Consider the following 15,651-nt stretch of genomic DNA (forward strand, 5'->3'; position numbering starts at 1 on the left):
GGGGCGTGGGAGACCCTTCGGCCCGGAATGGGCAGCGTTGCGCATCGGGGCCTGACCTTCGGAGGGATATCCGTTCGAGTTGTGGGTTCTCCCCTCGTCTGCGAGGGGAGAACCCACAAGCGAAGGGGTTATCCCTTCAAACGTGGGATGGGGGCGCGCCGGAGGGCGGCGGGCGCGGGGGCGGCGGGCGCGGCGGCGCGGCGGGTACGGCGGCGCGGCGGGTACGGCGGGCGCGGCGGGTACGGCGGGCGCGGCGGGTACGGCGGGCGCGGCTGCTGGACGCGGGGGGCGGCGGGACGCCGGGGGCGGCTGGCGCGGCGGGTGCGGCAGTGCGGCGGCGCGGCGGGTGCGGCGGGCGCGGCGGCGGGACGCGGGGGGCGGTGGCGGCGGGGCGGTCGTGGCGGGGTGGTGGGGGGCGTGGTTAGTCGTCGGATAGGCGGGTTAGGAGGTGGAGGAGGGTTGATTGTTCGGTGGGGGTCAGGCGTTCGATGAGGGAGACCATGGCGTCGCGGCGTTGGCGGCGGATGGTGGTGAGGACCTTGGTGCCGGCTGGGGTGAGGGCGACCAGGGTGGCGCGGCGGTCGGCGGGGTCGGGGCGGCGGGCGACCAGGCCGGCGGCTTCCAGGTCGTCGACGACCGTGGTGGCCGAGCGCGGCACGATGCCGAGCTGATTGGCCAGTTCGCTGGGCCGCAGGGGCTGGCCGGCGTGGTCCAGGGTGCGCAGCAGACGAAACTGGCCGTGGGTGACGTCGACGTCCTGTTTCAGCGCGCGCCGCTGCCGGCGGACGATGCCTTCGAGCAGCGCCGCGATCTGTTCAGCGGTGTCATCCGGTCCGGGCACGAGCAAAGCCTAAGGGTTGACGGATCTTGTGAGCCCAGCTCATAGTGAGCTAAACTCAGTATATCTGGTCCCCGACCGAAAGGCACCGATGTCACAGATCTCCGGACTTCCGGGCTCTGGAGCCGGCGGCGGTCGCGCGATGCGCTCGCTGCTCAAGGACTCCTCGGTCCGTAACCACAAGCTTTCCGCCGGCACGCTCCGGCGGATCCTCAAGTTCGCCGTCCCCTACCGCCGCCAACTGGCCGTCTTCCTGGTCCTGGTCGCCGTCGACGCGGCCACCGGCGCCGCCACCCCGTTGCTGTTCCGCGAGATCATCGACCGCGGCATCGTCCCCGGCAACACCCAGTTGGTCATCTGGCTCTCGCTTGCCGTCGGCGCCCTGGCGGTCTTCGCCGGCACGCTCGCGCTGGCCGAGCGCTGGTTCTCCTCCCGGATCGGTGAGGGTCTCGTCTACGACCTGCGCACCGCCGTGTTCGACCACGTCCAGCAGCTGCCGGTCGCGTTCTTCAGCCGGACCCAGACCGGCGCGCTGATCCAGCGCCTGAACGGCGACGTCCTCGGCGCCCAGCAAGCCTTCACCTCGACGCTCTCGAACGTGGTCTCCAACCTGCTCAGCGTCGCCCTCGTCCTCGGCGCGATGTTCGTCATGTCCTGGCAGATCACCCTGCTCGCGCTGGTCCTGCTGCCGCTGTTCATCCTGCCCGCCCGGCTGATCGCAGGCCGGTTGCGGGAGGCAACCGCCGAGACCTACCGGCTGAACGCGACCATGGCCCAGACGATGACCGAGCGCTTCAACGTCGCTGGCGCCGTACTGGCCAAGGTCTTCGGCCGGACGCAGGACTCCTCGCAGGACTTCGCCGGCAAGGCCGCCCGGGTGCGCGACATCGGCGTCACCACCGCGATGTACGCCGCCATCTTCCGCGTCTCGCTCACCCTCGTCGCCGCGCTCGCCGTGGCTCTCGTGTACGGCGTGGGCGGCGTGTTCGCGGTCCAGGGAGCACTCGGGATCGGGACGGTCGTCGCGCTGACGGCGTACCTGAACCGGCTCTACGGCCCGCTCACGGCGCTGTCCAACATCCAGGTCGACATCATGACCACGCTGGTCAGCTTCGAGCGCGTGCTCGAGGTGCTCGACCTCCCGCCGATGGTTGCCGACCGCAAGGACGCGAAGGAGCTCCCGGCCACCGTCGAGCCGTCGATCGAGTTCGAGCACGTGTCCTTCCGCTACCCGTCCGCCGAGGAGGTCTCGCTGGCCTCGCTCGAGTCCGTTGCGACACTGTCCGCCGAGACCGGCGAAGAGGTGCTGAAGGACGTCAGCTTCACCGTCGAGCCCGGCCAGCTGGTCGCGGTCGTCGGTCCGTCCGGCGCCGGCAAGACGACCCTCGCCTCCCTGGTCTCCCGGATGTACGACGTGACCGGCGGAGCGATCCTGGTCGGCGGCCGGGACGTCCGCGAGGTCACGCAGGACTCGCTGCGATCGGTGATCGGCGTGGTCACGCAGGACTCGCACATGTACCACGACACGATTCGGTCCAACCTGCTCTTCGCCCGACCGGAGGCGACCGAGGACGAGTTGCAGCAGGCGCTCGAGGCCGCCCAGATCGCAACCCTGGTGAACAGCCTGCCCGACGGACTCGACACCGTGGTCGGCGACCGCGGCTACCGGCTGTCCGGTGGCGAGCGGCAGCGGCTGGCGATCGCCCGGCTGCTGCTCAAGGCGCCGTCGATCGTGATCCTCGACGAGGCCACCGCACACCTGGACTCCGAGTCCGAGGCCGCCGTACAGGCCGCGCTCGCGAACGCGCTGTCCGGACGGACCTCGCTGGTGATCGCACACCGATTGTCGACAATCCGCAACGCGGACCTGATCCTCGTCCTGGACGACGGCCGGATCCGGGAACGCGGCACGCACGACGAGCTGCTCGCCGCCGGCGGCCTGTACTCCGAGCTCTACACCACCCAGTTCGAGAAAGCTGCCTAGGCTTTGGCGCGCAGCCGGCGGCGCGTGCCCGGCGCGCTGGCCGAGCTTGCCAGCCCCAGCGCGCCCAGGAACTGCTCCAACGTGAACGCCGCCATCCCGAGCGCCACCGGATTGCCCGGCACCCGCGAGGCCCCGACCGTCAGCCCTGGCCGCGAACCAGGCAGCACATGCTCGGGCAGCTCCTCCCGTACGGCGGGCAGCAGCCACTCGGCCAGCGCCTTCGTCGTCCACCCGGTGAGCGTGACGTGCGGGACGTTCAGCAGGTTGACCAGGTCGCCGAGCGAGGCCGCCAGGTAGTGCGACGTACGGCGGGCAAGCTCGAGCAGCGCCGGATCGTCGGCGGCAAGCCCCTCGGCGACTGCGTCGACGAACCCCCGCTGCAGCGGCTGCCGAAGCGCGGGATGATCCGGATCGATCTCGGCCAGCGACATCTCCAGCCCGTGCACCCCGAGGTAGGCCTCGACACAGCCGCGCCGCCCGCACCGGCACGGCCGGCCGTCCAGCTGCAGCAGCGTGTGACCCCACTCGCCGGCGTTGTTGGCCGCGCCCCGCAGCAGTGAACCGTCGATCGCGATCCCCGCGCCCACGCCGGTCCCGAGGTTGACCACGGCCATCGTCTTGGTCTCCCGGCCGACGCCGAACCACATCTCCGACAGCGCGACCGCCTTCAGCGGGTTGTCGACGTACACCGGCATGCCGAGGCGTTCCTCGAGCAGCGCCTCGATCTTCACCTCGTGCCAGTCCCAGTTCGGCGCGAAGACCGAGACGCCGGCGTCCGGACGGACCTGGCCGGGCATGCTCACCCCGGCGCCGATGATCGCGTCGCGCCGGGTCCCGCTGGCCTCGACGGCCGCCTTGATCGCGCGGACGATGCCGTCGACGACGTACGCCGGGTCGTTCTCGTGCTCGTCGAGAGCCACCTCGCTCTGCCCGAGCGGCCCGAGCGTCACGTCGTACACGGTCGCGTCGACGTAGGTCTCGGCCACGTCGATGCCGATGATCCGGCCGCGGTCGGGGTCGATGCTGAGCCGCTCGTACGGACGGCCGACGGTGTTCTGCTCGACCGTCGCGATCCGCAGCACCCCCTCGGCCAGGAACTGCGTCACCAGCGTGGCGACGGTCGCCGTACTCAGCCCGGTGTGCTTGGCGATCTCCTGCCGGGTCGAGGGACCGAGCGAGAACAGCGCGTGCAGAACCTCGAACCGGCTCTCGTTGCGCAGATCGCGAGACGTCTGCCTCGGCAACCTTCCCCCTCCATCACTCGACACTCAGTTTTCGCAGCTCCGGCGTGCCCGGGCCACCGACGCCCCGGACCAGCAGCGTCAGCCCGGACCAACCCGGCGGAATCCACAGTACGTCGGGATCGCCGCCGGAGAAGGCCGGACGCTCCCCGGTCCAGACCCGCCCCACACACTCGCCGGACGCCCAGCCGGTGACCCGCACCTGCGTGCCCTCGGGCCGGACAACCGATCCATTCTGCAACGATGGAAGCCGTACGTCGAGCCAGGCCTCCTCCCCCGGCTCCAGCGTCAGCGGCAGCTCGATCTCCGTCGCCGGGCCGTCCTGCAGCGCGAACGCGGTCAGCAGCTCGTCGTCCTGCACGGCGCACGTCCAGTCGGTCACCGGCTGCAAGCTCAGCAACTCGGCGCGTAGGCCGCCCCCACTCGGGTTGTGCGGCGCGGTCACCGAGATCTGCTTGGTCCCGGCCGGCACGAGCACCCACGGATTCTCGGCGTGCACCGTGAAAGGTTCACCGTCGCCGACCGTCACGTGCACCGGCTCGCGTACGCCGTCCAGATGCAAGGCCGTCGTCATCGTCGTGTCGATCCGGCGCGTGTAGGTGACCGGCGTGCCGACGCGCGTGCTGCTCCATCCGGTCAGGCTCCGCAGCGGCGCCGGGTCGCCGGCCCAGTGCCCGTCGACGATCCACAACGCCGAGATGTCCTGATTGTCGACAATCGACCACAGTGCGCCCAGACCGCGCAACGCACCGAGCTGAAGCGCCGGGAGCCGCGCATCGTCGAAGTTGGCATGACCCCAGATCTCGACCGTCGTCTCGATCTCGCCGGTGAGCCCCCGGACGTCGATCCGCTCGGTGGCACCGAAACCGGCCAGCGTCTGAACCTGCCCACCGACCGACAGATCCACGATGTCCGCCGCCCCGACTAGCAACAGCTCGTCGACACCCGCCAGGTCAGCCGTCGCGCGGTACGTCCCGCGTCCGCGATAGACCCCAAGCGACTCCAGCGTCGGCGGCAACTCGTGAGTCCCCGCGGGCTTGTCCGGAGCCTCGGTCTCCCGCCGGCGCACCACAGTCACGTCCTGCGCCTCGACCTTCGCGGGCGCGTCGACGTCCGGCGGCGCCTGCACGCTGACCGGGACGCCGTCGACCACCAAGCTGCTCCCGACCGCGATCTCCACCGAGGTGTTGCCGATGACAACGGTCACCGGAACCTTCGACGAGAAGATCAGCCCGTCATCGGACAGCCCGACGAGGTCGGCGGACGCAAGGGTGAGCGTCTTGTCGCCCAGCGGCAGGTCGATCGGCATCAGTGGGCACGAGTCCGCCGCAACCGCCACAGACACGTCCCGGACGCGGGCGCGCCCGTCTTCCGATCCCAGGTTCGGCACCGCGACCAACTGTCCGCCGCCGTGAAGGTCCAGTGCGGACGGAGACGAGCTGGTCGGGAAGTCCGCGACCACCTCGACCGACGCTCCCGACGTGGCCAGCGCCAACCGGGAGCCCAGTGCCTCGAGGACGCGGGCGAGCACCTGCGCCTCGCCGTACTCCGGCCGCTCGATCCCCGTCGAGGACACGTAACCGCCGAAGTCGTACCCGTGGCTCATGAAGTTGCCCGGCGTGCCCCAGTTGCCGCTCGACGGCGTGTACCCGAAGTTCCACCCCGAGGCCTGCAGGTACGGCGCGATCAGCGACGCACCGCTGGCCAGCAACCGGCGCAGTGTCCGGTGCCGCCGGTTGGTCTCGGTGATCAGCAGCGGCAACCCACGATCCCCGAGCAGCTGCGTGTAGCGCCGTACCTCTTCCTCGATGTACGGCGAGTCGTCGTTCGGGTAGAAGTTGCACGCCGGTACGACGCCCGGCACGTTGCCCGTGGCACCGAACAGGTCACCCTGACCGGCGCAGGCGACCAGCGGCACCGTGATGCCGTGGGCAACCGCCTGGTCGCGCAGGGCAGTGAGGTAACCGGTGCGGTCCTCGCAGTCGAAGAAGTCCAGCTCGTTCTCCAGCTGGACCATGATGACCGAGCCGCCCGCGCCGAATTGCCGGGCTGCGAGCAGCGGCAGCACCTCGTCGTACCAGGCGCTCACCTGAGCGAGGAAGCGCGGCTCGTTCTGCCGGACGCGCAGGTCCGGGTCGAGGCCGAGCCAGGCCGGCAGCGCGCCGCCGTCCCACTCCGAGCAGATGTACGGACCGGGCCGGGCGATGACGTGCAGCCCGGTCGCGTGGGCGAGGTCGAGGAACGCGGCCACGTCCCGCCGCCCGTCGAACGACCAGCGGCCGGGCGCGAGCTCGTGGAAGTTCCATGGCAGGTAGACATCGACACACGTATAGCCCGACGCGCGCACCTGCTCGAGCCGCTCCTGCCACTGCTCGCGGGGCAGCCGGAAGTAGAACAGGGACGCGCACAGGACGACCTGTGGCTTGCCGTCGATGACGATGCCCTGGGCATCCATGGAAACCGCGTTCACTTGACCCCCGCGCTGCCGCCGCTGATGTCCATCTCGTACAGGTACCGCTGACCCAGGTAGTACACCAGGATCATCGGCAAGGTGAGCAGGATCGACCCGACCATCACCAGGTTCCACGGTGGCGCCTGGAGCGCGGCCGACGTACTGGTGATGTACTGCACGCCCAGGGCGAGCGGCATCTTGGTCTCGTCGTTCAGGTAGATCAACGGGCCCATGAAGTCGCCCCAGGTCGCGGTCAGGGTGAAGATCCCGATCGCGATCAGCACCGGGCTGAGCATCGGCAGCATGATCCGGCGGTAGATGCCGAAGAAGCCGAGCCCGTCCACCATCGCCGCCTCGTCGATCTCACTCGGCAGCCGGGACACGAACTGCCGGACCAGGAAGACGTTGAACGCGTTGGAGAAGAAGTTCGGCACGATCAGCGGCAGGTAGGTGTTCACCCAGCCGAGTTCCTTGAACAGGATGAACTGCGGGATCATCGTGATCTGCGCCGGGATCATCATCGTGGCCAGCACGATGATGAACAGCGTGTTCTTGCCCGGCGCCCGCAACCGGGCGAACGCGTAGCCGACCAGGCCGCTGGACAGCACCTGGCCGATCACCGCGCCGGTCGAGATGATCACCGAGTTCAGCAGGAACCGCTGCATCGGCAGGTCGGTGCTGAACACCCGGGTGAAGTTGTCCCAGTGGAACTCGCGCGGCAGGATCGTGAAGGTGTTGGCGTTCACCGTCTGGTCACTGGCCAGCGCGATCGACACCACGAACACCAACGGCACACACAACACCGCCGACACCACGATCAACGTCGCATACGTGAACGGCGACGCCCGAAACACGCCGAGCACCCGATCCCGGCCGGGCGGCCGCTCCGGCGTACGCCGCTGGTCCTGCTGCGGCGGTGCAGCAGGAGAGAGGACGGTGGCCATTACTTCACCTCGGTCTCGTAGAACACCCAGCGCCGGGCGGTGCGGAAGGCAAGCAGCGTGAACACCAGGATGACTGCGAACAGCAGCCAGGACAGCGCCGATGCGTAGCCCATGTGGTAGAAGGAGAACGCCTCGTCGAACAGCATCGGCACCATCATCTGGCTGGCGTTGTTCGGCCCGCCCTTGGTCAGGATGTAGACCTGGGAGAACACCTGGAAGGCGCCGATCAGCCCCATGATCAGGTTGAAGAAGATGATCGGGGTCAGCTGCGGGACGGTGATGCTCCAGAACTGCCGGATCGGCCCGGCGCCGTCCACCTCGGCCGCCTCGTAGAGCTCGCGCGGGATGCCCTTCATTGCCGCCAGCAACAGCACGGTCGCGCCGCCGGCGCCCCAGACGGACAGCAGGATCAGCGCGGGCTTCACCCAGACCGCCTCCAGCAGCCACGACGGGCCCGGGATGCCGAACACCCCGAGCACGTCGTTGAGCGGGCCGGACGGGGCCAGCACCATCTTGAAGATCATCGCCGTCGCGACCAGCGGCACCAGGGTCGGCAGGTAGATCAGCGTCCGGAACACCTTGCGGAGGCCAACCTGCTTGTTCAGCAGGTTCGCCAGCCACAGCCCGATCCCGAGCCCGAGCGGCACCGAGATCGCGGCGTAGTAGAACGTGTTCCACAACGCCTTCCAGAACACCGGGTCCTCGGTCAGCAGCCGGGTGTAGTTCTCCAGCCCGACCCACTTCGGCGGCGTGAACGAGTCCCAGTCGGTCAGCGAGATGTAGACCGAGGCGATCATCGGGCCGAGCAGGAACACCACGAAGCCGATGATCCACGGCGACGCGAACAGGTAGAACCACATCGCCTCGCGGCGGCGCAACCTGGACATCAGCTCGGCTTGACGATGGTCTCGAGCCGCTTCTGGATCGCGGTCAGCGCGGTCCGGGCGTCCTGCTTGCCCAGCCAGAAGTCGGCCAGCCCGTCGTCGAACGCCTTCTGCATCTCGTTCCAGGCCGGGATGAACGGCGCCCGGTAGACGAAGTCGCTGGACTCGCCGAACACGTTCATGTTCACCGGCTTGGTCATCCAGGCCGGCTTCAGGAACGCCTCGCTCTTCTGCACCTCGATGTTGGCCGGCACGTCCTGGCCGGTGGCGATGATCTGCTGCTGGGCCTCCGGCGAGGTGAGGAAGTCGATCGCCTTCAGCGCCGCCTCGGGATTCTTCGCCGTCCGCGACACCGCCAGGCCGCTGCCGAACGCGGTCACCGCCTGCTCCTTGCCCTTCCACAGCGGGGCGATGTCCCACTCGATCTTGGACTTGGTCAGGCCGCTGATACCCCAGAACCCGGTGGTGTTGACCGCGACCTTGCCGTTCGCGAACGCCGCGTCGCCGCCGACGTCGGCGCCCATGTCGGCGTACTGCTTCTGGGTGGGTACGACGCCGTGCTTGAAGATCAGGTCACCGGCCCACTGCAGCGCTTCGATCACCTCGTCGGTGGCGACCGCGGGCTTGCCGCTGTCGTCGATGATCTTGCCGCCGTTCTGGTACACGAAGCTCCACCACTGGGCCCACCAGCCCGAGCCGGCGTAACCCCACTGCTTGCCCGGCACGGTCAGCTCCTTGAACGCGCTGAGCGCGTCGTCCCAGGTCCAGTCCGCGCTCGGCGCCTTGATGCCCTTGGCCTCGAACAGCGCCTTGTTGTAGAAGACGATCATCGCGCCGGAGCGGTCCGGGACCGCGTAGACCTTGTCCTGGTAGGAGTACAGCTTCCCGATCGAGCCGAACCGCTTCTCCAGGTCGATCCCGGCCTTCGCGGCCAGCTCGTCCAGCGGCTGGATCTGGTTCTTGCTCGAGTAGACGTTGACGCTCTCGGCGACCTGCATGATGTCCGGGCCCTTGCCGCCGGCAATCATCGTCTGGACCTTCTGCGCGTACCCGTCGCCCGGGATCAGCTGCAGCGTCACCTTCAGCTCGGGGAACTTCTTGACCAGCAGGTCGATCCGCTTCTGGTACGTCGTCTTGTCGTTCTCCCCGCCCCACACCGTCATCACCAGGTTGGCGGCGGTGGCGTTGCCCGACGACGAACCCTGGTCGTCACTGTCGGCCCCGCAGGCGGTGAGCGTGATGACGCCCGCGGCCAGACCCATCCCGAGAAAACCCCGACGCGAAAGCTGCGTCCCGTCCATGGCCATCGCTGGCCCTCCTTGCCTGTTGAACCCTGAGGGTTTCTGTTGAACCCTGAGCGTTTGAGTGCCGGTTAAACTAACCATTGGAATAACCCCTGGCAAGACCTCGCCACCCAGTTGCCAAACCGTGACCAGCCGGCCGCGCCCCACCCAGCACAAGCTGAACCGGGTAAGTTCTGCGGGTTTCTACAACTCCGGGCGGCTCAGGTCCAAGGACACCGCCTTCGGCGGCGACCGTTCTCCAGCCGCCTTCGGCGGAGTCGCAAGCCGCTGTCCGGCCGGAGGCGACCGGCGGAGAGAACGCCTGGCCGCAGGACGGACACTGGCTTCCGCGGCGGCTGTTCTGCAGCCGCCGTCGGGGGGGTCGCGAACCGGCGTCCGGCTCGAGGGCATCGGCGGACAGCCCCGCCCACCGCAGGACGGACACGCCTTCGGCGGCGGCTGTTCTAGCGGCCGCCTCCGGCGGCTGCGCCAACCGGTGAGACGCGCCAGGCGCCCATCGGCGGAGAAGCCGGTGCAACGCCGTGATGTCGTCGCCCGCGAGACTTACCGAGCAGCTAGCGCCGCGGCAACCAACGTTGGGGTCGTAATGCGGCTTGTGTCCTTTTCGACAGGAGGTGTCCGGCCCTCGACCCCGATCCCCAGCCGGTTCAGGCGAGGGAGCAGCCAGCCGTGGGTATACGTCCTGTCGAACTGCACCGGAGGCCACCACGCTCCCGGAACCCGGACCGCCTCCACGCCATGACAACCCCACCCGCGACCCCGCCGAAGGCGGCAACAAACTGCCGCCGCCGGAGGCGGTGTCGGTTCGCCGGAGGCGGTGTCCGTTCCAAGTGGTTTCAGGTGGTTGCCACGGTGAGGGCGAGGCAGTTCGCGGCCGCGAGAGGAGGGTTGTCGGGGAGGCGGGCGATCAGGATGCCGTGGGCCTGGTCGAAGGGGACCGGGCCGTGGCCGAGGAGGCGGACGCCGGTGACTGTCTCGCTCCCGGCGAGGCTTCGGATGACGGCGCGGCCGTCGGACGGCCAGGCCAGCTGGAAAGCGTAGACGGTGTCCTCGCGGCGGGTGAAGCGGTAGTCGGCGTCGGTCCAGTTCACGCGGTCCTCGGTGAAGCCCTTGATCACGACACTCGACGGTCCCTCGCCGAACACCCGGTACGGTCTCGTCCCGTAGATTCCTTCGCCGCAGACCCGCATCCAGGCGCCGAGGTCGTCGAGGAGTTGCGAGCACTCCAGATCGAGCGTGCCGTCGGGCAGTTGCGGGATGTTCAGCAACAGGTTCCCGTTCTTCGCCACGATGTCGACGAGCATCTCGATCACGTGACCGGCGGTCTTGTAGACGTCGCGCACGTTGTAGAACCAGTCACCGACCGAGGTGTCGGTCTGCCAGGGCTCGGAGTGGATACCAGGAGTCTGGCTGCGTTCGATGTCCATCACACCGACCACGTGCACCTCGGGCCGGCGGTCCTTCTGCTGGTACACGGCGCGGTTCGTCCCGTGGATCCGCGCACTGGTGTTGTAGAGATGCGCGACCGCCCGCAGACCGGGCTCGTAGTCGACCTCGCCGAACGGCAACGGGCCGTCGGTGTAGAGCAGATCGGGCTGGTGCCGGTCGATCATCTCGGTCACCGCCGCGAGCCAGTAGTCGCGCCAGGCGGGATCGTCGCAGTACCACGGGTCCGGAACCACCACGTCGTCCGCGGGAAGGTAGCGGCTGTTGTCGAGGTACACGTCGCGGTACGCCGGATCGGTGCCGTCGTACGGCACGCCGGCGAGCGGCCCGTGCTTGTCGCTGCCCTTGTTGACGGCCATCCACCCCAGTGCGGCACCCAGGTGCTCGGTGATCCCGAACGGCAGCCCGCGCTCGGCCGCGGCGGCCTTCCACAGCGCCAGGATGTCCTTGCCCGGGCCCACCCGCACCGAGTTCCAGGGGTTGACCGCCGAGTCGTAGTTGAAGAAGTTGTCGTGGTGCACGGCCTGGGCCACGAAGTACCGGGCGCCTGCCGTGACGAACCGGTCCATCAGGTCCTTCGGATCGAACCGTTCGGCCTTCCACAGCGGTACGACGTCCTTGTAGCCGAACTCCGACGGATGGCCGTACGTACGCAGGTGGTAGCGATACTGGTCGCTGTCCTGGCGATACATGTGGCGTGCGTACCAGTCGCCGTACCGCGGCACCGACTGCGGTCCCCAGTGCGACCAGATGCCGAGCTTCGCGTCCCGGAACCAGTCCGGGCATTCGAACGTGGACAGGGACTCGAAAGTTGCGTCGAACGGCACTGGTTGCTCCTGGTCGGTGATGGGTGTGTGGGCCGGCCGGTTCACACCGGCCGGCCCACGGTCGAGCTACTTGCCGGGCATCTTGTCGTACGCGGTCTGCTGGATCTCGAGGTAGCGCTTCAGGCCGAGGCCCTCGAGGCCCTTGACGTAGGCGTCCCAGTCGGAGTCGATGTTCTTCGACCCGGTGATGAACTGCAGGGCGTTCTGCTGCACGTAGTTCTCGATGTTGGTCTGCAAGGTCGCGACCTCACTGCCCAGCGAGGGATCGATCCAGACCTTCCAGTACGGGTAGATCAGCGCCTTGTCCTCCTTGCCCTCGTACAGCTTGGTTGCCTCGAACAACCGCCGCTCGTACCCGGCCGGGCTGTAGATGTCGGTCGCGATCGCCTCGGAGTTCCGGAACTTCTCGGTGTTGTTGTACTGCGCCAGCGCTCCCCACCCGGAGTTCGGCGGAGTTGCGCCGGAGGGCTGCGGGATCTGCTTGAACACCGGCTTCAGCGACTTGTCGAGCGCGACGTCGCCTGGCTGTGGTTTCGTCCAGGTCTTGCCCTCGCTGCCGAACTGCCCGTTGATCTGCCCCTCGTCGGTGAAGATGTAGTCGAGCAGCTTGATCGCCTGGATCTGCTCCTCCTGGGTGGCCTTGTTCGTCAGTACGAACGTCGCACCCGGCGCACTCGGGAAGTTGTACCCGGTGAAGTTCGCACCGCCCGGCCCGGTCAGCGGCGGGACCGCGTCGTACTGCTTCTGGCGACCGTCGGGCAGGTTGCTGACCGCGATGCCCAGGTGCAGCACAGTGGCCGAGCCGAGGAGCGGCGCCTTGCCACCGTCACCCTGCTGCTGCAGCGCGTCCGGGTTCTGGGTGAAGGCGCCCTTGTCGATCAGGCCCTCCTTGTAGAGTGAGTTCAGGTACTTGAGTCCCTCGCGCCAGCCGTCCTTGTTGGCCTGCAGGTCGACCTTGCCGTCCTTCAGCACCAGGGTCGAGTTGTTGTTGCCGCTGGTGCCCTGCGGGTCGTAGATGAACGCGTTCATGAAGTACGGGATCAACGCGTCCCGCACGCTCGCGCTGAGCGGGATCTCGTCCGCCTTGCCGTTGCCGTTCGGGTCCTGGGTCTTGAACGCCTGCAGGACCTTGCGCATGTCCTCCGTGGTCTTCGGCTGCTCGAGTCCGAGCTTCTTCAGCCAGGCGGTGTTCATCCACAACTTGCCCTGGTAGGAGCAGTGGTAGCAGTCGACCCACTGCGGCATGCCGTAGATCTTGCCGTCCGGAGCCGTCGCCATCGCCTTCCACTCCGGCTCGGCGTCGAGCGCCTTCTTGATGTTGGGCGCGTACTGGTCGATCAGCTGGTTCAGCGGAACCAGGACGCCCTGGCTGCCCAGCTTGAGCAGCTCGGCGGGGGTGAACTGGTCGACCCACGGGATCAGCAGGTACAGGTCCGGGTAGTCGCCGCTGGCCAGCGAGATCTGCCGTTTCTCCTTGGCCGGCCCGCCGTCGAACGTGCTGGTCTGCCACTTGAAGCTGATGTTGAACTGCTGCTTCACCTTCTGGGTGAACTCGTTCGTGGCCAGGTTGGTCTCGGCGCCCTGCGGCGCGAAGACGTCCAGTGTCACGGCCGGGTTCCCGGTCACGGTGGGCAGCGGCTTGCTCTCGTCCGCCGTCGTGCCGGATCCGCTGCAGGCGGCCAGGCCGAGTGCCAGAACACAGAGCCCGGCGACCGCCGCGAACCTGGTTCTCCTGAGCTGAGTTGTCATGTTGTCCCTCACAGGGGTAGAGATGGTGCGAAGGATCAGCCCTTGACGGCGCCGATCATGATTCCCTTGGTGAAGTAGCGCGCCACGAACGGATAGATGAGCAGCACCGGCACACTGGCCACCACGATCAGCGAGTACTTGAGCAGATCGGCCAGTTGCTGCCGTTGCAGAACGACGGAGGCGTCGATCGCGCCGCCGCTGTAGGTGTTGAGGATCAGGATGTTGCGCAGCACGAGCTGCAGCGGGAACAGATCCGGGTTCTTCAGGTAGATCAGCGCGTCGAAGTACGAGTTCCACTGCATGATCGCGTACATCAGAGCGATCACGGCGATCATCGGCTTGGCCAGCGGAATCACCACCGACCAGAGGAACCGCAGGTCGCCGCAGCCGTCCAGCTGCGAGGCCTCGACCAGCTCCTCGGGGATCACGGTGCGGAAGTACGTCCGAGCGATGATCACCTGCCAGACGCCGATCGCCTGCGGGACGATCAGTGCCCACCGGGTGTCCAGCAGTCCGACCTGCTGGACCACCAGGTACGTCGGGATCAGCCCGCCGGTGAACAGCATCGTGAACAGGATCAGGCTCATCACGACGTTCCGGCCGACCAGAGTACGGCGCGACATCGGGTACGCGATCGCGATCGTCATCACGACACTGACCAGCGTGCCGACGACCGTGTAGAACAAGGAGTTCACGTAGCCCTGGATGATCTGCGGGTTCTCGAACACCGCGCGGTACCCGCGCAGCGAGAACTCCACCGGCCAGAACAGCACCCGCCCGGACGACACGGCCTCGGGACTGCTGAACGAGCTCGCCACGATGTACAGCAGCGGCAGCAGCACGACGGCGAGGAACACGATCAGCAGCAGGTAGACGCAGAACATGAACATCCGGTCCGTGCGCGACTCCTGGATCCGGCGTGCGCGCGCCGCCCGGCGCTCGGTCCGCTTGCTCGGCAGGGTCGTCGTTCCGGCGCTCATGACCACAGTCCGTTTCCGGTGATCCGCTTGGCCACCATGTTGACGCCCAGCAGCAGGACCAGGTTGATGACGGAGTTGAACAGGCCGACGGCGGTGGCCAGGCTGAAGTCGGCGTTCAGCAGGCCGGTCTTGTAGACGTAGGTGGCGATGATCTCGGACTCACTGAGGTTCAGCGGGTTCTGCAGCAGGAACGCCTTCTCGAACCCGATCGCCATGATGTTGCCGACCGCAAGCACCAGGATGATCACCGCGGTCGGCATGATGCCGGGAAGGTCGACGTGCATGATCCGCCGCAGCCGGCCGGCACCGTCGACCTTGGCGGCCTCGTGCAGGGCCGGATCGATCCCGGCCAGCGCCGCCAAATAGATCACGGCCGAGTACCCGGTCGTCTGCCAGACGTCGGACCACACGTAGATGTGCCGGAAGTAGTCCGGGTTGCCCAGGAAGTCCACCGCCGGTACGCCGAAGAACCCGAGCCCCTCGTTCACGATGCCGAGCCGCGGCGACAGCACCAGGATCGTCATCGAGACGACCACCACGGTGGAGATGAAGTACGGCGCGTACGTCACCAGCTGGACCGACTTCTTGAACAACCCGGTGCGGATCTCGTTCAGCGCCAGCGCCAGGACGATCGCCAGCGGGAAGCTGGCCGCGACCGTGTAGACGGAGAGCAGGAAAGTGTTCTTCAGCAGCGTCCAGAACACCGGGTTCTGGAAGAACAGCTCGAAGTTGCGCAAGCCGGTCCACTGACTGCCCCAGATGCCGGCCACCACGTTGTAGTTCTTGAACGCCAGCACCGCGTTCGACATCGGGATGTACTTGAACACCACGAACCAGACCAGCGGCACGACCATCAGCAGGTACAGGGTCCAGTGCCGGCGCAGACTCCGCCGCAGACCGGTGACGGTGGTGCGTTCACGCCGCCGGCGCCGGCGCTGCTGGGCCGGTGCTTCGCCGACGGGCGGCGGGATGCTTGTCAGGACTGCCATCGAACCTCCTCGT

Annotated in this window: 11 protein-coding genes; 1 reads left to right on the top strand and 10 read right to left on the bottom strand. The window is 67.8% G+C overall.

The genetic code is table 11. The annotated features are described in order from the left end of the window. Positions 1-421 precede the first annotated feature (421 nt). Entirely contained in the window at positions 422-841 is a 420-nt protein-coding gene (locus tag ACIBGM_RS07445; protein WP_396384802.1) for a MarR family winged helix-turn-helix transcriptional regulator, read from the bottom strand. Positions 842-980: 139 nt separating this feature from the next. Between ACIBGM_RS07445 and ACIBGM_RS07450 the strand changes: the two genes are divergently transcribed. Continuing rightward, the gene (locus ACIBGM_RS07450) at positions 981-2,822 is read left to right on the top strand and encodes an ABC transporter ATP-binding protein (protein ID WP_396384803.1); all 1,842 of its coding nucleotides are present in this window, start codon (positions 981-983) and stop codon (positions 2,820-2,822) included. On the opposite strand, the gene ACIBGM_RS07455 is transcribed toward ACIBGM_RS07450, so the two are convergent. From ACIBGM_RS07455 to ACIBGM_RS07495, 9 genes are all read right to left on the bottom strand, one after another. Next, positions 2,819-4,066, bottom strand: coding sequence for an ROK family protein (locus ACIBGM_RS07455; protein WP_396384804.1), 1,248 nt, complete (start codon positions 4,064-4,066; stop codon positions 2,819-2,821). The two genes, ACIBGM_RS07450 and ACIBGM_RS07455, sit on opposite strands and share 4 nt — an antisense overlap. A gap of 13 nt (positions 4,067-4,079) precedes the next feature. Then, positions 4,080-6,533 carry a beta-galactosidase gene (locus ACIBGM_RS07460; protein ID WP_396384805.1) on the bottom strand — a complete coding sequence of 818 codons (2,454 nt, stop codon included), beginning with the start codon at positions 6,531-6,533 and terminating at the stop codon, positions 4,080-4,082. Further along, positions 6,530-7,459, bottom strand: a complete 930-nt coding sequence (locus ACIBGM_RS07465; protein ID WP_360525185.1) for a carbohydrate ABC transporter permease — start codon at positions 7,457-7,459, stop codon at positions 6,530-6,532. Before ACIBGM_RS07465 ends, ACIBGM_RS07460 begins: the two co-directional genes overlap by 4 nt. Next, positions 7,459-8,346, bottom strand: coding sequence for a sugar ABC transporter permease (locus tag ACIBGM_RS07470; protein ID WP_360525182.1), 888 nt, complete (start codon positions 8,344-8,346; stop codon positions 7,459-7,461). The genes ACIBGM_RS07465 and ACIBGM_RS07470 overlap by 1 nt, the downstream gene beginning before the upstream one ends. Beyond that, positions 8,346-9,650, bottom strand: coding sequence for an ABC transporter substrate-binding protein (locus tag ACIBGM_RS07475; protein ID WP_396384806.1), 1,305 nt, complete (start codon positions 9,648-9,650; stop codon positions 8,346-8,348). Before ACIBGM_RS07475 ends, ACIBGM_RS07470 begins: the two co-directional genes overlap by 1 nt. Positions 9,651-10,483: 833 nt before the next feature. Next, on the bottom strand, positions 10,484-11,920 hold the full coding sequence (locus ACIBGM_RS07480) for an alpha-L-fucosidase (protein ID WP_396384807.1): 1,437 nt from the start codon (positions 11,918-11,920) through the stop codon (positions 10,484-10,486). A 66-nt stretch (positions 11,921-11,986) separates the two neighbouring features. After that, a complete protein-coding gene (locus ACIBGM_RS07485) occupies positions 11,987-13,669 on the bottom strand; it encodes an ABC transporter substrate-binding protein (protein WP_396384808.1) in 1,683 nt (560 codons plus the stop codon). A gap of 35 nt (positions 13,670-13,704) precedes the next feature. Further along, positions 13,705-14,649, bottom strand: coding sequence for a carbohydrate ABC transporter permease (locus ACIBGM_RS07490; protein WP_396384809.1), 945 nt, complete (start codon positions 14,647-14,649; stop codon positions 13,705-13,707). After that, complete coding sequence (locus ACIBGM_RS07495) at positions 14,646-15,638, bottom strand: ABC transporter permease (protein WP_396384810.1); 993 nt, start codon at positions 15,636-15,638, stop codon at positions 14,646-14,648. The genes ACIBGM_RS07490 and ACIBGM_RS07495 overlap by 4 nt, the downstream gene beginning before the upstream one ends. Positions 15,639-15,651: the final 13 nt, after the last annotated feature.

The sequence above is a fragment of the Kribbella sp. NPDC050470 genome, from assembly GCF_044458365.1.
GTDB lineage: Bacteria > Actinomycetota > Actinomycetes > Propionibacteriales > Kribbellaceae > Kribbella.

Excerpts from the sequence above, each read along its gene's own strand:
- ACIBGM_RS07495 (WP_396384810.1), bottom strand. The coding sequence starts at position 15,638 with ATGGCAGTCCTGACAAGCATCCCGCCGCCCGTCGGCGAAGCACCGGCC.
- ACIBGM_RS07465 (WP_360525185.1), bottom strand. The coding sequence starts at position 7,459 with ATGGCCACCGTCCTCTCTCCTGCTGCACCGCCGCAGCAGGACCAGCGG.
- ACIBGM_RS07485 (WP_396384808.1), bottom strand. The coding sequence starts at position 13,669 with ATGACAACTCAGCTCAGGAGAACCAGGTTCGCGGCGGTCGCCGGGCTC.
- ACIBGM_RS07470 (WP_360525182.1), bottom strand. The coding sequence starts at position 8,346 with ATGTCCAGGTTGCGCCGCCGCGAGGCGATGTGGTTCTACCTGTTCGCG.
- ACIBGM_RS07490 (WP_396384809.1), bottom strand. The coding sequence starts at position 14,649 with ATGAGCGCCGGAACGACGACCCTGCCGAGCAAGCGGACCGAGCGCCGG.
- ACIBGM_RS07450 (WP_396384803.1), top strand. The coding sequence starts at position 981 with ATGCGCTCGCTGCTCAAGGACTCCTCGGTCCGTAACCACAAGCTTTCC.
- ACIBGM_RS07475 (WP_396384806.1), bottom strand. The coding sequence starts at position 9,650 with ATGGCCATGGACGGGACGCAGCTTTCGCGTCGGGGTTTTCTCGGGATG.